This is a genomic window from Paenibacillus sp. FSL K6-1566, from assembly GCF_038050475.1.
In the GTDB taxonomy this organism is placed as follows: domain Bacteria; phylum Bacillota; class Bacilli; order Paenibacillales; family Paenibacillaceae; genus Paenibacillus_AQ; species Paenibacillus_AQ lactis.
In genome coordinates, this window is sequence record NZ_JBBOSR010000001.1 from 5,710,625 (window position 1) to 5,732,011 (window position 21,387).

General features: G+C 54.0%; 19 protein-coding genes. 2 read left to right on the forward strand and 17 right to left on the reverse strand.

What is annotated here, in order from left to right:
* Nucleotides 1-3: 3 nt before the first annotated feature.
* From NST08_RS25635 to NST08_RS25665, 7 genes are all read right to left on the reverse strand, one after another.
* Nucleotides 4-1,176: a DUF1343 domain-containing protein gene (locus tag NST08_RS25635; RefSeq protein ID WP_341342426.1), complete on the reverse strand. Its 1,173-nt coding sequence runs from the start codon at nt 1,174-1,176 to the stop codon at nt 4-6.
* The gene (locus NST08_RS25640) at nt 1,173-1,868 is read right to left on the reverse strand and encodes a hypothetical protein (protein ID WP_007131753.1); all 696 of its coding nucleotides are present in this window, start codon (nt 1,866-1,868) and stop codon (nt 1,173-1,175) included. The genes NST08_RS25635 and NST08_RS25640 overlap by 4 nt, the downstream gene beginning before the upstream one ends.
* A 27-nt stretch (nt 1,869-1,895) precedes the next feature.
* Nucleotides 1,896-3,002 (reverse strand): ABC transporter ATP-binding protein, encoded by a 1,107-nt coding sequence (locus NST08_RS25645; protein ID WP_007131754.1) that lies wholly within the window; start codon nt 3,000-3,002, stop codon nt 1,896-1,898.
* Nucleotides 3,003-3,016: 14 nt separating this feature from the next.
* Entirely contained in the window at nt 3,017-3,850 is an 834-nt protein-coding gene (locus NST08_RS25650) for a carbohydrate ABC transporter permease (RefSeq protein ID WP_007131755.1), read from the reverse strand.
* Nucleotides 3,851-3,883: 33 nt separating this feature from the next.
* Entirely contained in the window at nt 3,884-4,801 is a 918-nt protein-coding gene (locus NST08_RS25655; RefSeq protein ID WP_007131756.1) for a carbohydrate ABC transporter permease, read from the reverse strand.
* Between the two features lie 177 nt (nt 4,802-4,978).
* A complete protein-coding gene (locus NST08_RS25660; RefSeq protein WP_007131757.1) occupies nt 4,979-6,376 on the reverse strand; it encodes an ABC transporter substrate-binding protein in 1,398 nt (465 codons plus the stop codon).
* A 48-nt stretch (nt 6,377-6,424) separates the two neighbouring features.
* Entirely contained in the window at nt 6,425-7,261 is an 837-nt protein-coding gene (locus tag NST08_RS25665; RefSeq protein WP_007131758.1) for a MurR/RpiR family transcriptional regulator, read from the reverse strand.
* Between the two features lie 225 nt (nt 7,262-7,486).
* Between NST08_RS25665 and NST08_RS25670 the strand changes: the two genes are divergently transcribed.
* Nucleotides 7,487-8,431 carry a BadF/BadG/BcrA/BcrD ATPase family protein gene (locus tag NST08_RS25670; protein ID WP_007131759.1) on the forward strand — a complete coding sequence of 315 codons (945 nt, stop codon included), beginning with the start codon at nt 7,487-7,489 and terminating at the stop codon, nt 8,429-8,431.
* 235 nt (nt 8,432-8,666) lie between these two features.
* Nucleotides 8,667-9,584, forward strand: a complete 918-nt coding sequence (gene murQ / locus NST08_RS25675) for an N-acetylmuramic acid 6-phosphate etherase (RefSeq protein ID WP_007131761.1) — start codon at nt 8,667-8,669, stop codon at nt 9,582-9,584.
* A gap of 102 nt (nt 9,585-9,686) precedes the next feature.
* Here murQ and NST08_RS25680 read toward each other — a convergent pair whose 3' ends face one another.
* From NST08_RS25680 to NST08_RS25725, 10 genes are all read right to left on the reverse strand, one after another.
* Nucleotides 9,687-10,556 (reverse strand): SDR family oxidoreductase, encoded by an 870-nt coding sequence (locus tag NST08_RS25680; protein WP_341342427.1) that lies wholly within the window; start codon nt 10,554-10,556, stop codon nt 9,687-9,689.
* Nucleotides 10,557-10,883: 327 nt separating this feature from the next.
* Nucleotides 10,884-11,849, reverse strand: coding sequence for an MraY family glycosyltransferase (locus NST08_RS25685; RefSeq protein WP_028405059.1), 966 nt, complete (start codon nt 11,847-11,849; stop codon nt 10,884-10,886).
* A 604-nt stretch (nt 11,850-12,453) separates the two neighbouring features.
* The gene (locus NST08_RS25690) at nt 12,454-13,755 is read right to left on the reverse strand and encodes a pyrimidine-nucleoside phosphorylase (protein ID WP_007131764.1); all 1,302 of its coding nucleotides are present in this window, start codon (nt 13,753-13,755) and stop codon (nt 12,454-12,456) included.
* Between the two features lie 197 nt (nt 13,756-13,952).
* Complete coding sequence (gene deoD, locus NST08_RS25695; protein WP_007131765.1) at nt 13,953-14,660, reverse strand: purine-nucleoside phosphorylase; 708 nt, start codon at nt 14,658-14,660, stop codon at nt 13,953-13,955.
* Nucleotides 14,661-14,679: 19 nt separating this feature from the next.
* Nucleotides 14,680-15,864 carry a phosphopentomutase gene (gene deoB / locus NST08_RS25700; protein ID WP_007131766.1) on the reverse strand — a complete coding sequence of 395 codons (1,185 nt, stop codon included), beginning with the start codon at nt 15,862-15,864 and terminating at the stop codon, nt 14,680-14,682.
* 84 nt (nt 15,865-15,948) lie between these two features.
* Nucleotides 15,949-17,127 carry a NupC/NupG family nucleoside CNT transporter gene (locus NST08_RS25705; RefSeq protein WP_028405061.1) on the reverse strand — a complete coding sequence of 393 codons (1,179 nt, stop codon included), beginning with the start codon at nt 17,125-17,127 and terminating at the stop codon, nt 15,949-15,951.
* A gap of 193 nt (nt 17,128-17,320) precedes the next feature.
* Nucleotides 17,321-17,986: a deoxyribose-phosphate aldolase gene (gene deoC, locus NST08_RS25710; RefSeq protein WP_213617023.1), complete on the reverse strand. Its 666-nt coding sequence runs from the start codon at nt 17,984-17,986 to the stop codon at nt 17,321-17,323.
* 394 nt (nt 17,987-18,380) lie between these two features.
* On the reverse strand, nt 18,381-19,322 hold the full coding sequence (locus NST08_RS25715) for a sugar-binding transcriptional regulator (protein WP_007131769.1): 942 nt from the start codon (nt 19,320-19,322) through the stop codon (nt 18,381-18,383).
* Nucleotides 19,323-19,583: 261 nt separating this feature from the next.
* Nucleotides 19,584-20,318 (reverse strand): ThuA domain-containing protein, encoded by a 735-nt coding sequence (locus tag NST08_RS25720; RefSeq protein ID WP_007131770.1) that lies wholly within the window; start codon nt 20,316-20,318, stop codon nt 19,584-19,586.
* Entirely contained in the window at nt 20,311-21,375 is a 1,065-nt protein-coding gene (locus tag NST08_RS25725) for a Gfo/Idh/MocA family protein (RefSeq protein ID WP_341342428.1), read from the reverse strand. The genes NST08_RS25720 and NST08_RS25725 overlap by 8 nt, the downstream gene beginning before the upstream one ends.
* Nucleotides 21,376-21,387: the final 12 nt, after the last annotated feature.

A 21,387-nucleotide genomic window follows, 5' to 3' on the forward strand; every position in this document is an offset into this window, starting at 1 on the left:
GGATTATGCCTCCCCGTACAGAAGATAAGGGGCTCTCATCGTTCTCCACCGATCCGCATCGCTCTCCCACTGCTCCGTGATGCGCCGAAGCCCTTCTTCTTCATGAATATGCTTCCGCACGTCATCGCTGCCCGTAAGCAGATCAATGAAATAACGGTTTCGCCCCTCGGGCGGCGTCAGCCATTGGAACGAATCCGGATACATCCGGCTGACCAGGTGCAGCAGCACAAGGCCTGCACGGACCGCCTCCAGCTTCGCGCTGTCCGTCACGAACAGCATGACGCCCCCGCAGCTCACGCCTTGATGCTTCGAGAACGTCGGTGTCATGTAGACGGAATGGGCATGAATACCGGGCAATCGGTAGGCATTAAACGCCTTGGCCAGCGCCTCGCCGTCGATCCATGGCGCGCCAATCCATTCAAACGGCCGCGTCGTGCCTCTGCCCTCCGACAGATTCGTTCCTTCGAAGAAGCAGGTTCCACTGTACAAACGGACGGTATCTAAAGTCGGAATGTTCGGGGACGGGAGCATCCACGGAAGACCTGTATCCGCATAGTCCATCGCCCGGCTCCAGCCTTCCAGCCCGATGACGTCCAGGTCGCAGCACGTGCCCCTCAGATCATTCGCCATCCGGGCATATTCACCGATCGTCATCCCGGTGCTGATCGGGATCTGCCACCCGCCCACCATCGATTCATACCCCGGCTCAAGAAGGCCGCCTTCCACACGATTGCCGCCGAGCGGATTCGGACGGTCCAGAACGATCAGGCTCTTCCCGTGCTCCGCGCACGCCTCCATAGCGTACAACAAGGTCGTCATGTACGTGTAGAACCGCACGCCAAGATCCTGAATATCGAAGATGAGGGTATCGATCTTCTCCAGCATCGCCGCATCGGGCTTGCGCGTTGCGCCATACAAGCTGTATACCGGTACGCCGAAGATGGGATCGACTTCATCGTCAACATGCTTGCCGGCCTGCAGCTCTCCGCGGAGCCCATGCTCGCAGGCGAATAAAGCAGTCAATTCAGATTCCGGCAAACCGGCAATGATTTCAATCGAAGAACGAAAATCCGACGTGAGCCCCGTCGGATTCGTAATCACGCCAAGCCGGCGGCCGATGATGCTGTTATGCTTCAACCCCGCCGCCAGCCTGTCGATTCCGGTTAAACATCTCATATGCTGACACCTCCTGGCTCCGAGGACAGGGCGCCGTCAGCCGCAGGCTTCGCCTCCTCGGGATTCAAGACATTATAAGCTGCCTTATGCTGAAATATCGCCCACATGCCGTTGAACAGAAAGCCGAAGCCAACCACGGTGAGAAGAAGCGGAACGGCCACGCATAAAGCCTGAAAGCAAGCCCCAAGCGTATAAGCCGGATAACGCAGAAACAGCTTCACGCTGTGCGCCATCGCTTTGAAGATCCCCATGTTTTCCTGAATGACAAGCTGAAGCGTGTAGAATTGGGAGACCACGGCCATAATGACGAAGTATGTCTGAAAAACCCCGATCGCTAAGTAACCGATACCGTCTTTGCCTCCGTAATACCACCAGGTGGACCATAGGATAAGGATCATCACCACGAAGAAGAAGCCCATGACAACGGCAGGCAGAAACCCCTTGACGGCCCCCTCGAACACATCCTTCAGCACCGGCTTGCCTCTTTCCGTCTTCCGGTGGTAGGCATAGCAGACTCCGAAAAACAGCGGCATATACAGCACCGGAAGCAGCAGCAGCGCCGCAAGCACCGGAGCGAATATGACGACCGCCGCAAGCACCAGCGAGGTGATCATGCTGTACAGTGCCACGCTCGTAATCTCGCGGTATACCTCAACTCCCGTCTTCTTTAACACATCATTCAGCTTGCGCATAAGCTTCCCTCTCCTCCTCCAGATTGTTTACCAATCGATACGCTGTTCCGTCTCCGGATCGAAGAAATGCACCTTGTCGAAATTAAAAATAAACGTTTTGTCCATGCCCGGGTAACCCGTCGTCTCCGGATGCACCTTCGCCGTTACGGTCCGGTTGCCGATACGGAAGTATACCAGATTCTCCGAGCCGAGATGCTCGACGACCTGTATCTTTCCGGCATACGTGTACTCGTGATTCGGCGTTCCCGGCAAATCCTCGCCGGATATATGCTCCGGCCGAACGCCGAGAATCAGAGGCTTGTTCTCATACTTGCTTAAGCCGCGCGCCATCGCGTCAGGAATGGTAAACGAGCCGCCCTCCATCCGGAGCACATTCCCTTCCTTCGTCACATCGATGAAGTTCATCGGCGGGGAGCCGATAAAGCCCGCAACGAACATGTTCTGCGGATTCGCGTACAGCTCCGTCGGCGAGGCAATCTGCTGGATGATCCCGTTGTTCATGACGACGATGCGCTCCCCGAGCGTCATCGCCTCTACTTGATCGTGCGTGACGTAAACGATCGTCGCTTCAAGCCGCTTGTGCAGCTCTGACAGCTCGACCCGCATCTGCACGCGAAGCTTAGCGTCGAGGTTCGACAACGGCTCATCGAACAGGAACACCTGCGGATCGCGGACGATCGCCCGGCCCACGGCCACGCGCTGCCGCTGTCCGCCGGACAGCTCGCGCGGCTTGCGATCGATCATGGATTCGAGTCCGAGAATCGAAGCGGCCTGGGCAACCTTTTGCTCGATATAGGCTTTAGGCTTCTTCAAATTCCTCAAGCCGAACGACAGATTCTCGCGGATGGTCATATGCGGATACAGCGCATAATCCTGGAATACCATCGCAATGTCGCGATCCTTCGGATGCAAATTGTTCACGACCCGATCACCGATGATGATATCGCCGGACGTTTGCCGCTCCAAGCCCGCGATCATGCGCAGCGAGGTCGTTTTCCCGCAGCCGGAAGGGCCGACGAATACAACGAATTCTTTATCTTCAATGACAAAGTTCGATCCCGCAACCGCGGTGAAGGTTCCTTTGTTATCGTCTACAAATTCTTTTCGGATGTTCCGAAATTCTACGCGTGCCATAACGTTGCCTCCTTCTAGCCTTTAACGGCTCCAATGGTGATGCCTTGCAGGAAATAGCGCTGAAGCGAGAAGAACAGTATCATCATCGGCAAGGCCGCGACGGTTGCTCCAGCCATGAGTGCGCCGAAATCCGTGGTGTCCGCGTAAACGAAGGAAGCCAGACCTACCTGAATGGTTCTCATTTCCGTCGTGTTGGTCACGAGGAAAGGCCAGAAGAAATCGTTCCAGGATGCCACGAATGTGAAGATCGCCAGAACGGCGAGACCGGGCTTTGCCATCGGCAGAATGACCTTCCAGAAGATCCCGAACTCTCCGCAGGCGTCGATGCGCGCGGCGTGAATAAGCGAGGTCGGCAGCGATGACATGTACTGCTTCATCAAGAAGATGTTCCCTACGCTCACGATACTCGGCAGAAGAATCGCCGTATATGTATTCCCGAGATCAAATACGTCAATCATCAAAATATAGAGCGGAATGAGTGTAACCTGAGCCGGAATCATCATGGTGCTGAGCAAAATCCAGAAGACCGCCTTATTCCCCGGAAACTTCAGCTTCGCGAACGCATAACCTGCGAGCGATGCAAGGAACACGTTCGTCACCGTCAGGATGGAGGAGATGAGCAGCGAGTTGAACAACCATCTCATGACGTTTGTTTTGCTGAAGAAACGTTCATACGGGGCCACGGACAGCACGTCTGGAATCATTTGCGGAATAAACGAAGCAGCCGACTTGGTGTCCTGGACCGATCCGATGAGCATCCAGTACAGCGGAATGATGGTCAGAATGCTCCATACGACCAGGATGACCGAGGCTGAGACGAGCAAAATCACTCTCGATCTTGATTTCATGGGTGCACCCCCTCTTTAGCATAAGCGAAGTCGTTAGTATTCGACGTCGGATGAGAAATACTTGAACTGGATAACCGAAATGACGATGATGAGCGCCGCCAGAACGAAGGATTGCGCGGATGCCAGCCCGAATTCGTAGAAGTTGAATGCCGTGTTGTAGATCAAGTAGGCAATCGTCGTCGTTGCAAAGTTCGGTCCACCCTGAGTCATGAGATATACCGAGATAAATACCTGGAAGGACGTAATCACGCCCGTCACGAGCAGATATAATGTCGTCGGCTTCATGAGCGGCCAGGTGATGCGCCAGAATTTGGACCAGCCGCTGGCATGGTCGATATCCGCCGCTTCATACAGCGATTTCGGAATGCCGCCCATGGCGGCAAGGTACAGGATAATGCCTGCGCCATGAGAGCCGAGCCAGTTCATCAGGATGAGCGAGAACAGCGCCGTATCCGATTTTCCCAGCCAGATCACAGGATCGAATCCGAACAAGCCGATGAAGCGGTTCAGCAGGCCGGCATGGGTCGGATCGAAAATCGCCAGCCACACGACGGAGATCGTCACGCCGGAAGCGACGGCAGGAAGATACATGGTCGCTTTAAAGAACGTCTGCCATTTATCCTTCATTTGGAAAATAAAAAAGGATAAGGCATACGTGATGATAATGTTGACCGGTACCGTACCAACGGTGAACAGCACCGTATTCCACATCGATTTCCAGAACACCTCGTCCTTTACCATTCGGGTGTAGTTATCGGTTCCGATCCATTCGGAGCCCATAACGCTGTACTGCTGGAAGCTCATCAAAAACGCGGAAGCGACCGGATACAGCGTGAATATTAAAAAAAGTAAAACCGGGGCCAGGATGAATAAGTACGCCCAACCGTACTCGCGCATATACCCCTTCATCGGGGTCCGCGGCGGCCGAGACTGAGCCGGGGCCGTCTGCATGGTAATTTCCTCCTTCCGCACAGGTGAACATTTTTGACTTGGCAATACTTGGGGTACCGCTTGTATCATCCGGTTACCGGAAAGCGCCGGATATGAACCTAAGGTTACTATCGCGGTTAAAAAGGGAGTGGCCGCGCTCCTGATAAGGACAACGGGACACCCCCTGGTTACTTGAAATTACTGTCCTAAAATTTGTTTGCCTTTGTCAATGAAGTCTTGTGCGATTTGCTCCGGCGTCTTCTCGCCAGAGAACAGCGCTTGAATGTTCGGCTTAACAACCTGCTCCTTGAATTTCTTCTGGTTCGCGGAATCTTCCGCATTCAGGCTCAAGGTTACCGGATTGTCTCTAAAGTTCGCAAAGATTTCAGCAGCTTTGATCGTCGACTCGGAGCCCAGCCCTTTACCCTCGAAATACTCAGCCTGGGATTTACGAACGAACGGCAACACCAGCTCGTTGGCAGAATTACCGGCCTTAGCGCCGCTGAGTCCTTCCATGATCAGGAACGTATTCTTCGCGTGCTCTTCGCCTTTATCCTTCTTCTGTCTGAAAGCTACATAGCCTTCGCCAAACATGGACGTCTTGCGCTCTGCACCGTCATTGTGAGGCACCGGCAGCAGAACGAATTCGATCTTCTCGCCTTGAACCGTGCCGCTGTCGATATCCTTCGCGCGGTTTTGCAGCATAACGTCATAGTAAGGAATCGCCTTGGATACGATCGCCGCTTCTTCGGCATAGAACAGGTCCATCCGCTTAGCAGGCGTAATTGCCGCGGTTTCCGCAGGCATATGGCCGGCTTTCAGCAGGTCGGAAACGAAGGTCATTGTATCCAGAATGCGCTCGTCATTCCATTGGAACTCGCCCTTATCGTTCAGAACGTCAGGCATGCCGTTGCTGCGGGTCAGCATTTCGATGAAGTCCAGGGATGTTCCATCCGTAACCAATGCATAACGTGTATTCCCGTTCGGCAGCTTGGTTGTCAGCTTGCCGGCAGCTTCCTTGAATTCGCTCCAGGTCCAGCCGTTTTCCTGAATGGACTGCCAGTCGATCCCGGCCTCCTCAAGGATCTTCTTGTTGCCGCCCCATGCCCAGAGGGACTGGTAAAGCGGAAGGCCGTACTGCTTGCCTTGGATCTGTCCGAGCTCCAATGTGCCCGGCAGGTAGTCGTTCTTAATCTCGTCGGTCATGTAAGGGGTAAGCTCCAGCGCGAGCCCGGTGTCCACGTAGGCTCCGTCAACCGCATGGAAGTACAAATCAGGCGGATTTCCGGCGTTCAAGGCAACGTCGAATTTCTTCGGCCCCTCTGCCCAGGACAGCACTTCGGTCTGTACCGTAATATGAGGGTACTTCTCCTTCAGGTCCGCCACATGCTGTTTCAATTCTTCTTCATATTTGCCGTGAACGGGATAAGTCCAGACGACGACCGTATCAGGCTTCGGCGCGGCCTCTCCGTTACCTTCCGGCGTGGTGGAGGTTCCGCCGTCCGACGTCTTGGTCCCTCCTCCCCCTCCTCCGCATGCTGCCGTGAAGACCAGCATTAATGAAGCCAACAATGTGAGCCAACGTTTCTTCTTCATGTACTACTCCCCTTATCATAAAATATATTTGTGGTTAAGCCGGAAAAACTACAACCGCTTGATGGCCTGCCGGCTCTGGTCCAGATACTTCACCGAACTCTCGTAGTTCCGGCTGGCGACACCAAGATATAAAATATCGATAAGATTAAGCTGTGTAATACGAGAGGACATTGCGCCGCTGCGAATTTCGTTCTCCGTTGAAGAGGTATATAGCGGAATATCCACCGATCGGCTTAACGTCGAATCCCCGTACTTGGTAATGCCGATCGTTCTGCATCCGTTCTCCTTAGCGATGCTCGCTGCCCGGATCACTTCTTTCGTTTCACCGGAGTAAGATATGCATACCGCTGCATCCTCGGGCGTAAGCATTACGGCCGATGTCAGCTGAACGTGGGGGTCCGGGAACGAAATGCATACCTTGTTGATTCGCAAAAATTTCTGCTGGGCATCCATCCCGATCAGATTGGAAGCACCTACGCCAAACATAAATATGCGCTTCGCCTGATCAAGGGCCGATACGGCCTCTTCCACCTTCCCTTCCTCCATAATCTTCATCGTATCCCGAATCGATTGAATGTTATTGTTCGAGACGTTCTGTATGATTGCAGAAATGCTGTCATTGGGCCGAATATCCTGATACCCGGTGGCTAATGGCTCCTGCAAATCGCCAGCTACCTTCAGCTTCAGATCCTGATAGCCTTTGAAGCCCATCGTTTTGCACAGCCTTACAATCGCGGCTTGGCTTGAACCGCTTCGAACCGCCAGATCCGCGACCGACATCTGTATCATCTCTGCCGGCTCCTGCAAAATGAAGGCTGCAACTTTGCGCTCGGACGGATTTAATGTTTCAAAGACCTCACGCAATCGAACCAATCCGCCGTTCATCCTTTGCCCCCCTTTTACGATTCATCCTCTGATCTACAAGATATGTAACATTTAATGACATGATTTGATCGAAAGCATGACTGGTATCGCTTTCAATATCAGCGGATTGAGTTCATTATAAATTGTGTGAAATAATATTTCAATACTTAATTCATAATTTAAAATTTTGTTTTACAACCTCTCTTTTTTCTCCTATACTGAATATAGAAAGCGAAGTGGTTCAAAATGGAAATTTTTATCGGAGTCGACGGCGGTGGCACAAAGACTGATGCAACAGCCATCAACGCCAGCGGCCAAGTCCTTTCCCGTTTCACTGGAGGTTCCACTAATCCTTATATCGTTACCTTTGACGGGGCGATGAAAGAGCTTCAAACGGTGATCGATGGCCTCATGAAGCCGCTCAATCTTTCGTCAGCTTCATGTTCGGCAATATGCCTTGGTATGTCAGGTATAAGCTCGGACGAGGAACGGCAGCGGGTTCACCAGTTTCTAGAATCGCATTTCCTGGAACGGCAGCTCTCTCCGCGTATTTACATGCGCTCCGAAGCCGAGATTTCGTTAATGGCTGTACTGGAGCGCCAATACGGAATCCTGATCATTTCAGGAACCGGCTCCAATACTTACGGGATTACGAAATCCGGGAGCATCCACCGTGTCGGCGGCTGGGGGCATATTCTCGGCGATGAGGGCAGCGGGTATCAGATCGGGCTTCAGACTTTGAAGTCGGTCATTAAAAGCCATGAGCGGATTCTGCCGCCAACTCGGATGAGCAGCTTGATTCTGAAGGCTTATCCGCTGGGCCATATCGCCGATCTTAAATCATATATATACCAGCCTGCCATAACGAAGCAGAGCATCGCTTCCTTCGCCCGCTGCTGTATTGAAGCTGCGGAAGCCGGGGACCACGCCGCTCTTGGCATTCTCCGCTCGCAGGCCGCCGAGCTCGCGGATACGACTTCCGCGCTCATCATGCAGCACCATGAATTCGTTGCAAGTGATGTGGTGTGCATCGGTTCGATCTTCAAGCATTCACGCGTATTCCGGGAAGCTTATCGAACGGCGATACGGGAACGCTACCCGCGGCTGCAATTCCCGGAAGCAACGCACGACCGAGCACCGGCGCACGGTGCCGCCATGCTGGCATACCGGCTATTCCAGGACGGAGCCTAATGATCCAGGCGAATTGTTGTAACCGTTATCAGGCCCCGTCCATATTTCTAGACTTAAGAAAGTACGTGGCACAGGAAGTGGCGGCGCAGCTCCGCTGCCCTTGCCACTTAGCTGATCAGCTGTACCACCTACATAAGGTTCTGCCCGACGTTTATTCGTTCGGCAAACGGTAAATGCCTGGATACAGCAGCCGCACACGGCACGCTTTCTTAATTCTTCAAAAAGGAGACCTCTCATGACGAACATTCTCAGTCAATTGACAACCGAACAGCCTCATGAACATACGCAGAACATTGATCAGTTGAGCTCAGAGGAAATTATGACCCTGATTAATAATGAGGACAGCCTGATCACCGACACGATTCGGGAGCTGATCCCTACCATCGCCAAGGCGGCTGATCTTATCGTAGAAGCCTTTCAGAACGGCGGCCGTTTATTCTACGTCGGTGCAGGAACGAGCGGACGGATCGGTATTCTTGACGCATCCGAGTGCCCGCCAACCTATGGGACGGATCCGTCGATGGTGCAAGGTCTTATCGCCGGAGGTTTCCGAGCGGTGAAGGAAGCGATCGAAGGAGCGGAGGACAGCGAAGAGCTCGGCGAGCAGGACATGAATGAGCACGGCATCAATGAAAAAGACGTCGTGATCGGCATCGCGGCCAGCGGCCGCACTCCCTATGTGCTCGGGGCAATGCGGCGTGCCAAGAAGCTCGGGGCGGTCGTGATCGGCCTGTGCAACAACTATAACTCGCCGATGCATCAGGATGCCGATTTCGTGATTGAAGCCGTCGTCGGGCCGGAAGTGATTATGGGCTCTACTCGAATGAAAGCCGGCACTTCGCAAAAGCTGATACTCAACATGCTGACAACAACAGCCATGATCCGGATCGGCAAAGTGTACAAAAACCTGATGGTCGATCTCAATCCATCCAACAACAAGCTTGTACACCGCGCCAAGCGCATCATCACGCTAGCTACCGGCGCATCCGACGAGGACGTAGAGAAGGCTTACTTCGAGGCTGGAGCGCATGTCAAAACCGCCATCGTCATGCTGCTGGCCAACGTGAATGCCGAAGAGGCAGCAAGGCTGCTCGAGGGCACGAACGGTTTTGTGCGCAGCGCCATCAATCTGAAAGCCCACAAGGGCTCTTGACAACCGGTCAGGGCATCGCCCTAAGCCGTCAGCTATTCCACTATAACGATAAACGGGGATCCTGCAGATCAATGATGATCTGAGGATCCCCGTTTATTCGTCTTAGATTGAATCCCGTCCCGTCAATCCCGTCTGACGCTCGCTCCATTCCCACAGCCTAGCCGCAAGCTGCGGATCGCCGGCCTTCTCCGTCGTTCGAACCGGCTTGCACTTGACGAAATATTCGCCCGTCACCTGCTCCACCTCCGGAGCCGAAGCCAAATATACTGCGGTTTTGGCGCCTTCATCCGGCGTAAGGAAGAACGGCCGGAGCACCCGATGCACCGCCTTGCCGAACCCCGTCTCCCTGTTTACGCCGATGCTCGTGCTGACCGCGCCAGGATGAAGCGCATTGGCCGTCACCCCCGTCCCGGACAGGCGGCGCGCCAGCTCTTTCGTAAACAGGATATTAGCCAGCTTGGACTGGGCATACCCCTTCGCTACATGAAAGCCTTTGGACAGATTCGGATCCTCCCAATGAATTCTTCCGATTTTGTGCGCGCCGGAGGATACGTTGACGATCCTCCCCTGCTGCGCCTGTTTCAACGGACCGAGAAGCAGGTTCGTGAGCAGAAAATGGCCCAGATGGTTGACCCCAAGCATCGCTTCATATCCATCGGCCGTCGTCTCCCGTTTGATCGTGACGACGCCCGCATTATTCAGCAGGACGTCAAGGCGGTCATACTGCGCTTGGTACGCGGATGCGAACTGCCGGATGCTTGAGAATGAACCCAAATCAAGCTGCATCAGACGGATGTCACCGCATCCGTTACATGCCTGTTTCGCCTGCTCAAGCGCCGCCTCCCCTCTCGCCTGACTTCGGCAAGCCATAATCACATGCGCCCCCATACGGGCAAGCGCAATCGTGGAAGCGAGGCCCATACCCGAGTTGGCCCCCGTAATGATCGCTATTTTCCCTGACATATCGCTCATCCTTGTTCCCCTCCTTCGTTCAATAGGCCTGATCGCCTGATCGCCTGATCTTAACAGCAGGTTAGTTTCGTACCGTTCAATGCTATCTGCTTCTGACGGGCGTATTGGCTTCGTATCTTTGATAGCGTAAAAGAAAAACGTCTATCGACGCGCTCTCAAAGAAGGCAGACCGCGTTTAACGGTAGTTCCTGCTATATCAGGCTGCAGATCCGACGATGCTTATACCTTCGGATATCTAAAAAAATCCCGCCGCCAGCTTTGGAGACGAGATTCTTGGAATGTTATATGACCTATTCGCTGCTCTTATGCTTGGTCGCTGTTATGCGCCTAGGCACCGGCTTCATTCAAAGCCAGGATGATCGCCGTAAGGCCGAAGCACAGATTCAGAAGGCAGAGGAAAACCAGCGTCTGCTTCTGGTTAAGCCCGGTTGCGAGCAGGCGATAGTGCGCCTGCGAGGCATCCGCCTGGTAGATCGGCTTCGACTGCAGCATTCTGCGAATAACGACGATCACGTTATCGATGATCGGAACGCCCAGGGCAAAGATCGGGATGAACAACGAAGCCAGCGTCGCTCCCTTGAATGCCCCGTCCAAGGCGATAATGCCGAGGATGAATCCGAGGAAGGTAGCGCCCGCATCCCCCATAAACACCCGGGCTGGCGGCTTGTTATAGCGCAGGTATCCGAGCGCGGCGCCCACCAAAATTACAGCCAGCAAAGCGGATTCGCTCTGTCCCATCGTCATGGCGACAACAAACAGCGTTCCGCCCGAAATGGCGGACAGCCCGCCGGCTAGACCGTCAATGCCGTCCGAGAAATTAATAACCGTCGTAACGCCGAAGATCCAGAAGATCGTCAAAATCAGCTGCAGCCATTCCGGCAGGTTGATGTAATGGCCGGTGAACGGGTTGTTGAAGCCCTCGAATTGGATGCCGTAGCTGTATACAATGACGGCGGCGGAGATTTGAACGATCAGCTTCGGCAGGGAGGCGAGCTCTTTCCCCTGCGATTTGTACCAGTCATCGACAAGCCCGATGCCGAGAATCAGGACGCTCCCGATAAAAATCCCCACCGCTTCCCTGGAGATCGTACCGGTCAGTGCAAAATACGTAATGAAAAATCCGATGAAAATGGCGATTCCCGCAGTCAGCGGAATCGGTTCGCGGTGAATTTTCCGCTCGGAGTCAGGTCTTGGCTTGTCCACAAAGTCAATTTTGATCGCCAGCTTCCGAAACGGCGGAATCAGCACGAGAACCAGCACCATCGATATGACAAACGCTGTTAGATATAGCATGATTTCCTCCCAATAAATGATGAATGATGGAGAACATTGCAACCTCAGTATATGACTTTCGTCCAACTCTATCAACCTATCGACATAAGATTCTCTTAAGAAAATGCAATGAATTTTTTCATTTCTGTGGTAGGGTTCCCTTCCCAGCCGCAGTTATTCCTCCGTGCCAAGACACAGGGACATGAAAAAAAAGCCGCCGCCAGCGCAGCAACTCTCTGCCTGGCGACAGCTCCTTCGGACCGGCGGACTAAGATTGTTTCTTATTCACCGCAAGCCCGATGATCATAATGATAAGTCCAAGCAAAGCAATCAACTGATCAATGGTCATGGCACAAGCCTCCCTCATCCAAGGTTGGCTCTTGACCGGCGATCTGCCTCTCCCATAAGCGTTGCTTTACCTTTCCCCATTATCATTCTATGAGGGGTATCAGCTGAAATATGACCCTTTTTTCATGCACAAAAAGCCCGCCCCTTCTCTTGCGCATCAAGGGACAGGCATAAGCTTGCTTGTTCTTCCGTTAAATGAAGGTAATCGCTAGCCCGGCATCACCGAATGGCTGTCGTTACCAAGCGCAGTGCACCCGAACGGCTCGAGCAATCCCGATTATTCCGTTACAATGTCGTACACCAGAACCGGTGCATCGGCATGATCGTCAATCCGGATGCTCTCATACAGCTTCTGCTTCACGTCTTCCACGTCTTCGCGGTTCGCGTGGATCGTCACGAGCGATTCGCCCTTCTTGACCGTATCGCCGACCTTCTTGTTAAGCATCAGGCCGACAGCCAGATCGATCTCGGATTCCTTCGTCGCGCGTCCGGCGCCGAGCCACATTGCCGCCGTGCCGATTTCGTCCGCGACGAGCTCGGCCACGACGCCGTCCCGCTGAGCCGGAAGCTCGATCAGATACTTCGCCTTCGGCAGCCGGTCCGGATCATCCACCACGGACGGGTCACCGCCCTGGTTCTGGATGAATTCCTTGAACTTCTCCAGCGCTTTGCCGTTGCGGATGACCTCTCTCAGCATCTCCTCCGCCTCTTCCAGCGACTCCGCCTTACGGGCGAGATAGACCATCTGTCGGCCTAATGCAAGGCACAGCTCCTCCAGATCCTTCGGCCCTTCGCCGCGAAGGGCCAAGATCGCCTCCTGCACCTCCAGCGAATTGCCGATGGCAACGCCCAGCGGCTGGCTCATGTCCGAGATGACCGCCATCGTCTTGCGGCCGACATTGTTGCCGATGCTCACCATGGCATGCGCAAGCTCCTTCGCATCCTCCACCGTTTTCATGAAGGCGCCTGCGCCGGTCTTGACGTCCAGCACGATGGCGTCCGAGCCGGCAGCGATTTTCTTGCTCATGATCGAGCTTGCAATCAGCGGGATGGAATTGACGGTAGCCGTGACATCCCGAAGGGCATACAGCTTCTTGTCGGCCGGAGTGAGGTTCCCTGTCTGCCCGATGACCGCGATTTTATGCTGATTGACCAGGTTCACAAACTCTTCCTTGCTGATCTCCACATGGAAGCCCGGAATCGACTCCAGCTTGTCAATCGTGCCTCCGGTATGGCCGAGCCCGCGCCCGGACATCTTCGCCACGGGGATATCGAGTGCGGCCACGAGCGGTGCCAGGACAAGCGTCGTCGTATCGCCGACACCACCGGTGGAGTGCTTGTCGACCTTGATTCCCTCAATTGCGGACAGATCAATCGTTTCTCCGGAGTTCACCATCGCCATCGTCAAATCGGCCCGTTCCCGATCCGACATGTCTTGGAAATAAATCGCCATATTCATGGCGCTGACCTGGTAATCGGGAATATCTCCCTTCGTGTATCCTTCGATAAAGAAATTGATCTCTTCAGTTGTCAGTTCCTTGCCGTCGCGTTTCTTCGCAATCAAATCAACCATTCTCATCGTACATTCTCCTCACTCTTATGCGATGATCGTAACTCCTTCATCCGTCAGCCTCGCTGCATTGCAGCACAACCAGCTACCGTGCCGTTCCAACCCGTAGGCGCGCCGTCCGGGCATCCGCGGCGATCATCGTGCTGCAGCCTCGTTACGGCGCGCCCTTGGCTTTAAAACTGTCTTCCCCTTGCCTCGGGCCTTATTTATAAGGATATCGCCGTATCCAGCGCGACTTCCATCATGTCGTTAAACGTCGTTTGGCGCTCCTCGGAGGACGTCTCTTCCCCAGTCAGCAGATGGTCGCTTACCGTCAGAATCGTCAAGGCATTGACGCCGTATCTTGCGGCAATCGTGTACAGCGCCGTTGTCTCCATCTCCACGCCAAGCACGCCATGCTGCATCAGCTTCTCAACGACCGATTTGTCCTCGCGGTAGAACACATCCGATGTAAAAATATTGCCGACATGCATATTGAGCCCTTTTTCCTTTCCGCGCTCATACGCTCCGAGCAGCAGCGGGAAGCTGGCAATCGGCGAATAATCGTAGCCGTTAAAGTGGTGGCGGTTCATGCCGGAATCCGAGCACGCCGCCTGGGCGAGAATGACGTCGCGGACGTGGACATGCTCCTGCATTGCGCCGCAAGTACCGACCCGAAACAGATTTTTGACGCCGTACTCCCGGATCAGCTCGTTCACGTAAATAGCAATCGACGGCACACCCATGCCGGTGCCTTGTACCGATACGCGTTTGCCTTTATAAGTGCCCGTAAATCCGAGCATCCCCCGTACTTCGTTGTAGCAGATCACATCTTCCAGGTACGTGTCGGCGATGTATTTAGCCCGCAGCGGGTCCCCCGGCAGCAGGATGGATTCCGCAATCTCGCCCGGTTTCGCTCCAATATGTGTACTCATGTCCCATTCCTCCACTCATTCAATTGGTTTGCAGTTCGTTCAAAAAGCTGGTGCCGTGGTCCGGAAGCTTCACGCCGAAGTTGTCCGCTACGGTAGCCCCGATATCGGCAAAGGTACGGCGAAGCGGCAGCTCCCCGCCCCGTTCAAAGCGCGGCGAATATACGAGAAGCGGCACGTATTCGCGCGTGTGGTCCGTTCCCTTATAGGTCGGGTCGTTGCCGTGATCGGCCGTAATGATCAGCAGATCCTCCTCCGTCATCTTATCGAACACTTCAGGAAGCCGCTTGTCATAATCCTCCAGAGCCTGGCCGTAACCTTTCGGGTCGCGGCGGTGACCGTACACCGCATCGAAATCGACCAGATTGAGGAAGCTGAGGCCGGTAAACTCCTCGTCCATGGTTTGGATCATTTTATCCATTCCGTCCATATTGGACACCGTCCGCACGGCCTTGGTGATGCCTTCGCCATCATAAATATCCGAGATTTTGCCGAGGGCGATCACATCGAAGCCCGCATCCTTCAGCTCGTTCATCGTCGTTCTGCCGAACGGCTTAAGGGCATAGTCATGACGATTGGCGGTGCGCTTGAAGCTGCCAGCCTCTCCGACGAACGGACGGGCGATAATGCGGCCCAGCATATAAGGATCCTCCAGCGTGATCTCGCGGCAAAATTCGCAGATTTCATACAGCTCTTTAAGCGGAACGACGTCCTCGTGAGCGGCGATTTGGAGCACGGAATCCGCGGAGGTGTAAATGATCAAAGCACCGGTCTTGACATGCTCTTCGCCGAGCTCGGCAATGATTTCGGTGCCGCTGGCCGGTTTGTTGCCGATCACTTTGCGGCCGGTTTTCTGCTCAATGCGCTGAATGAGCTCATCCGGAAACCCTTCCGGGAACACGCGGAACGGGGTATCGATGTACAGGCCCATGATCTCCCAGTGGCCGGTCATCGTATCCTTGCCGTTTGAAGCCTCCTGCATCTTGGTATAAAATGCCCGCGGCTGATCGGCTGCGGGAATGCCTTCGATCTCACGAATGTTGGACAGGCCGAGCGAAGCCATATTCGGCATGTTCAGTCCTTTGCACTCCCGGGCGATATGACCAAGCGTATCGGAACCGACATCATCGAAGTCGGCCGCATCCGGCGCTTCGCCGATCCCGACGGAGTCAAGCACGATCAGGTGAATTCGTTTGAAACGTTCCATATCCAAGCTCCCCCTTAACATAATTGATGTTCCATCAAAAGTCATACGGTTACGGTGCTTCCCATGGTTTTGTTTGTGACGGTCCTACAGGAACAGGCCCGCAATGGTAGCGGAGAGCACGCTGACCAAGGTCGCACCATACAGCAGCTTCAAGCCGAAGCGCGCAACCACATTTCCCTGCTTCTCGTTCAAGCCCTTGACGGCTCCGGCAATAATGCCGATCGAGGAGAAGTTCGCGAAGGAAACGAGGAATACCGATACGATACCGATTGTACGCTCGGACAGGTTCGTAAAGTTGCCCAGATCAAGCATCGCCACAAATTCGTTGGATACCAGCTTGGTAGCCATGATGCTGCCCGCATCCACGGCTTCTGTCCAAGGCACGCCCATAACGAAGGCGATCGGAGCGAAAATAAATCCAAGCAGCTGCTGGAACGTAATCCCGAAGATGAGGTTGAAGATCCCGTTAATCATGGCGATGAGCGCAACGAATCCGAGAAGCATCGCCGCAACCGTGATGGCGACCTTAAAGCCGTCCATGATGTACTCGCCCAGCATTTCGAAGAAGGACTGCTTCTCTTCCTCCTGAACTTCCAGGATATCTTCATCTTTATCCACCTTATAAGGGTTGACGATCGATGCAATAATAAATCCGCCAAACAGGTTCAACACAATCGCCGTTACGACGTAGCGCGGCTCGATCATCGTCATGTATGCACCGACGATGGACATCGACACGGTGGACATGGCCGATGCGCAAAGCGTATACATCCGATGCTTCGGAATACGCGCAATCTGCTTCTTGACCGAAATAAACACCTCGGATTGCCCAAGGATCGCTGACGCTACCGCATTATAGGATTCCAGCTTTCCCATACCGTTGACTTTGCTTAAGATCAAACCGATATATCGTACGATAAACGGAAGCACCTTAATATATTGAAGTATACCAATCAACGCGGAAATAAACACGATCGGTAGCAGCACATTGAGGAAGAAAGGTCCGGCACCTTCATTGGCAATCCCGCCGAACACGAATTCAATCCCTTCCCCTGCATATCCAAGCAGCGCCTCGAAGGTATTGGCGATCCCTCTAACAAGATACTCACCGACGCCCGTATTCAGCAAAATAAATCCGAGAATCAGTTGAAGCAGAATCATGACGGCCAGCGGACGATAGCGGATGTTCCGCTTATCGTTGCTTATGATGAACGCCAGACCGAAAACGACCAGCAAGCCCAATATGGCGATTAAATATTTCATCGTCGTTGTTCCCCCATAGGTGATTTTTTTGTAGAACATTACAGATTGCCTGAAACACCAATTCTAGCAGCTGATCCTTAATAGAACGTGTTCAATAAGTCGAGTTTTCAGCGGAAGGTCCGGCAGAGTTCAAGATTCGATGCCGAGTTACTTCTTGATTCATTTCGTGATCTAAAGACTTTTTGAACAACCTCTAATAGGATGACGTCGATTGTCCGCCCTCCATAATTTTAACGCCCGAGCTCGCGCCGATGCGCGTTGCGCCCGCTTCAATCATTCGCTCCATGTCTTCTCTGCTGCGAACGCCGCCGGAAGCTTTGACGCCTGTGCTCTCGCCTACCGTTTTCCGCATCAGAGCCACGTCCTCCGGTGTCGCGCCGCCGGTCGAGAAGCCGGTCGAGGTCTTCACATAATCCGCGCCGGCTTTAACCGCCAGCTCGCATGCCCGCACCTTTTCTTCATCCGTGAGCAGGCTTGTCTCGATAATGACCTTGACCAGCGCCTTGCCTGCCGCCGCATCCACCACGGATTGAATGTCGCTCTCCACCAATTCGTTATTGCCGTCCTTCAGCGCGCCGATGTTAATTACCATGTCCACTTCAGTGGCTCCGTTGGCAATCGCATCCTTCGTTTCAAAAGCCTTGACGGCCGAAGTTGTCGCACCCAGCGGGAATCCGATGACGGTGCATACCTTTACCTTCGTTCCTGCCAGCTGCTCGGCGCAAAATTTAACCCAGCCGGGGTTGACGCATACCGAAGCAAATTCATACTTCTTGGCCTCTTCCGTTATTCTCCGAATCTCTGTCTCGGTTGCGTCCGCCTTGAGCAGCGTATGATCAATCATTCCTGCAATATTCATTGCTGAAAACACTCCTTTTCGTCATCATTTTCAACCCTCTGTAAAGCGCTATCATTCTATCAAAAACCTATCAACGGGAACCATCATATCACAGCTCTGAACATATGTAAAACACCTTATGAAATTATGTTCATGCCGATTTATGGCAATGATCTTTATCATTGTTCGCCACTCGATGATCATTCCATTCAGGAATTTTCTTACACAGGAGTCTGCTTATTATGCTCTATACCCTGTTCGGGTAAACATAATCAGACTAACCACCCGCTTGATCAAATGGAAGGCGCCAGACGCAGCAAAAAACCTTATGAACCGGAGCTTAGCCGCATAAGCCTTCTTCCCCGTTCATAAGGTTTTCTTTACGAGCTATTCATTTAACGAGCTTCCCTATCGTTCAATCCGTTCCGAGCAGCGCCTGCGCCGTAAATTGATCCGTGACGAGCGTGTTCGCGTAGCCTCCGACCAGCGCCGCCCGAATCGCGGCCAGCTTCTTCCTTCCGCCGGCGACAAGGATGGATCTCTCCTTGTCCCGAAGAGCCTCCAGATCGATCCCCACCGTCCGGTTGTTGATCTCTTCGCTGCATATCCGGCCCTTCGCATCAAAGAAGCGGGAGCAGATATCCCCGGCGCCGACGCGCGCAAGCAGCTGCTGCTCCTCCTCGCTAAGATAGCCGAGCCGGAAGAGAAGCGCATCCTCATGGACGGTGCCGACCGTAAAGATCGCGATATTCGCCTGTTTGCCAAGCTGAATGATACGCTGAATATGACGGTCCCTCTCCACCATTTCCTTCAGCTCCACGCTGTCGAAAATGACCGGAAGCGGTAAATACCGGGCCAGCGTATGATACGCCTCGGCGAACAGATGAACCGTCTCGGCGGCATACGTATTGACCTGCGAATGGCTCACGCCGCCCTTCAGCTGCACCACCTCGACACCGCGGACCGGCTTGTCCCGCAGCTGAAGCGCGACCGCGTGCATCGTCGTTCCCCAGGTCACGCCGATAATGTCCGAGTCCTTCACGATTTCATGCAAATAGTCGGCGGCTTTCCTGCTGATATGCTTCTGAATCTCCCGATATTCATTGATCGGCGAATAGCTCACCAGCACCTGATCCAGCTTGTACCGCTTCTTGACGCGTTCGCCCAGCGCATCCAGATCCTCCTGCGGATCCACGATCGATATCTGCACATATCCCTGCTCCTTGGCATGCTGAAGCAGCCTGGAGACCGTCGGACGGGAGACGCCCAATCTTGCCGCAATGTCCTGCTGGCTGTAATCCGATAAATAATATAATCTTGCCGCCTCGATGCTGAGGCGCTGCTTGTCCTGTTCCATGCTCCAACCCACTTTGCTCGTGTCGTTTACGAATTTTCGTACATTATACAGCGTTCCGGAGCAAATATCGATATCGGTTTATCTTAAGTGCATGAATGATTAATGACGTAAATCCTGATAGTTCCATTGATCGATCCTATTGCGGACAAGAATAAAGCACCTGGCGGGGGCCTTATTCACCGGGATGCCCGAGAAATAACGCGCCCTAGCAGGTGCCTCTGCATATTGCCATTAGATCCATTGGATTTTGGCTGCTGGATGTTATGTCGTATGGCTGTATTCCAGCGGCGATACACGCCCATAGGAGGTTTTCGACCCTTGCAGCGGCGCCGCCCAATGCACGGCATTGGTGATCACCTGCTGAATTTCCGGCTGATAGTAGGTCGGGAACGCCTCATGACCCGGCCGGAAATAGAACAGCTTGCCGCGTCCTCGTTTATAGCAGCAGCCGCTGCGGAACACCTCGCCGCCTTCGAACCAGGAGACAAAGACGAGCTCATCCGGAGCCGGAATTTCAAAGCGCTCGCCGTACATCTCCTCCTTCGGAATTTCGATATATTCTCCAAGTCCACTGACGATCGGATGGCTCGGGTCGATCACCCACAGCCGCTCCTTCTCCCCGTCATCACGCCATTTGAGCGCCCCGGTATTCGTGCCGAGCAGGCGCTGGAAGATCTTCGATGCGTGGCCCGAATGAAGGACGATCAGCCCCATGCCGTCCAAGACGCGCTGGCGCACCTTCTCCACAATGTCGTCGCTCACTTCCCCATGGGCCACGTGGCCCCACCAGAGCAGGACATCCGTTGACGCCAGCACGTCATCCGTCAGTCCATGCTCGGGATCGTCGAGGACGGCCGTGCGCACCTTCAGCTCACCGTCCTTCTCCAGAAAATCCGCGATCGCCTGATGAATCCCCTTCGGGTAAATGCTTGCGATCGCCTCATTATGCCGTTCATGTCTGAATTCATTCCATACCGTTACGTTGATATTAGCCAATTGCTGAAACCTCCTTGGTTATCGGTATCCACCGTTCCTCCGTGAAGGACTGGATGATCGCGTCGATCGTTCTCTGATTGATGTATCCGTCCGTCATCGTCGCGTCCAATCCGTCTCCCTTCCCGTTCACGACATTGAAAAATGCCTGCATCTGATCCGCCTGATATTCCCTCGGAATGTCGACCTTCCGGAAGCCGGTATCCCCTTCATCCGCCAGATTCACGTATAAGCTGTCCGCTTCCTCCAGGTTATAGACCAGCGCTCCCTTCTCGCCATAAATCTCAAGCTGCTGGTAATTGCCCCGGCCGTAAGCAAACCTGGAGATCGTCATCGTCGAGGAGATGCCTCCTTCCATACGGGCAAGGACGTGGCAGTAATCATCGACGTCAACCAGGCCTTGTCCCCCGCCTTCCGGAAGCTCCCTCTGCCGGATGATCGTGCCGGCATCGGAGAACACCCGCTCCACATCCCCGACAAGGAACCGCTCCATATCGAGTATATGCGATCCTAAATCACCTAAAGCACCCGATCCGGAAAATGCCTTCCGAAACCGCCACACCAGCGGCAGCTGCTCCGGGATCGCCCAGCTCTGCAAGTATTGGCTGTACACATGGCGGATCGCGCCAAGCTTGCCCTGCTCGATCAGAAACTTGGCATAGCGGACGGCAGCCTTATAACGGTAGGAGAAGCAAATCATATGCGGCAGTTCGTCCTGAAGGAGCAAATCTTTAAGCATCGCCGCTTCCCTGGTGTCCAAAGCGACGGGCTTTTCGAGCGCAAACGGCTTCCGGTGCTTGATCGCCGCATAAGCGATCGTATAATGATTGTGATTCGGCGTTCCGATCGTAACGGCATCCACGTTCGGATCGGCCAGCAGCGCTTCATGATGCAGATACCGGCGCGACTCCGGCACGCCGAGCTGGTCGCCCTTCGCCTGAAGCGCCTCCTCGCTGCTGTCGCAGATCGCCCACACTTCGGCATCAGGACTGGCCAGAATACCGGCGATATGGGCGCCTGAGATTCCGCCTAAACCGATCACGCCTATTCTGAGTGTCACGGTGAACCATCC

Bases quoted from the DNA above. Each gene is read 5' to 3' on its own strand.
- NST08_RS25635 (WP_341342426.1), bottom strand. From the start codon at position 1,176: ATGAGATGTTTAACCGGAATCGACAGGCTGGCGGCGGGGTTGAAGCAT.
- NST08_RS25640 (WP_007131753.1), bottom strand. From the start codon at position 1,868: ATGCGCAAGCTGAATGATGTGTTAAAGAAGACGGGAGTTGAGGTATAC.
- NST08_RS25645 (WP_007131754.1), bottom strand. From the start codon at position 3,002: ATGGCACGCGTAGAATTTCGGAACATCCGAAAAGAATTTGTAGACGAT.
- NST08_RS25650 (WP_007131755.1), bottom strand. From the start codon at position 3,850: ATGAAATCAAGATCGAGAGTGATTTTGCTCGTCTCAGCCTCGGTCATC.
- NST08_RS25655 (WP_007131756.1), bottom strand. From the start codon at position 4,801: ATGCAGACGGCCCCGGCTCAGTCTCGGCCGCCGCGGACCCCGATGAAG.
- NST08_RS25660 (WP_007131757.1), bottom strand. From the start codon at position 6,376: ATGAAGAAGAAACGTTGGCTCACATTGTTGGCTTCATTAATGCTGGTC.
- NST08_RS25665 (WP_007131758.1), bottom strand. From the start codon at position 7,261: ATGAACGGCGGATTGGTTCGATTGCGTGAGGTCTTTGAAACATTAAAT.
- NST08_RS25670 (WP_007131759.1), top strand. From the start codon at position 7,487: ATGGAAATTTTTATCGGAGTCGACGGCGGTGGCACAAAGACTGATGCA.
- murQ (WP_007131761.1), top strand. From the start codon at position 8,667: ATGACGAACATTCTCAGTCAATTGACAACCGAACAGCCTCATGAACAT.
- NST08_RS25680 (WP_341342427.1), bottom strand. From the start codon at position 10,556: ATGAGCGATATGTCAGGGAAAATAGCGATCATTACGGGGGCCAACTCG.
- NST08_RS25685 (WP_028405059.1), bottom strand. From the start codon at position 11,849: ATGCTATATCTAACAGCGTTTGTCATATCGATGGTGCTGGTTCTCGTG.
- NST08_RS25690 (WP_007131764.1), bottom strand. From the start codon at position 13,755: ATGAGAATGGTTGATTTGATTGCGAAGAAACGCGACGGCAAGGAACTG.
- deoD (WP_007131765.1), bottom strand. From the start codon at position 14,660: ATGAGTACACATATTGGAGCGAAACCGGGCGAGATTGCGGAATCCATC.
- deoB (WP_007131766.1), bottom strand. From the start codon at position 15,864: ATGGAACGTTTCAAACGAATTCACCTGATCGTGCTTGACTCCGTCGGG.
- NST08_RS25705 (WP_028405061.1), bottom strand. From the start codon at position 17,127: ATGAAATATTTAATCGCCATATTGGGCTTGCTGGTCGTTTTCGGTCTG.
- deoC (WP_213617023.1), bottom strand. From the start codon at position 17,986: ATGAATATTGCAGGAATGATTGATCATACGCTGCTCAAGGCGGACGCA.
- NST08_RS25715 (WP_007131769.1), bottom strand. From the start codon at position 19,322: ATGGAACAGGACAAGCAGCGCCTCAGCATCGAGGCGGCAAGATTATAT.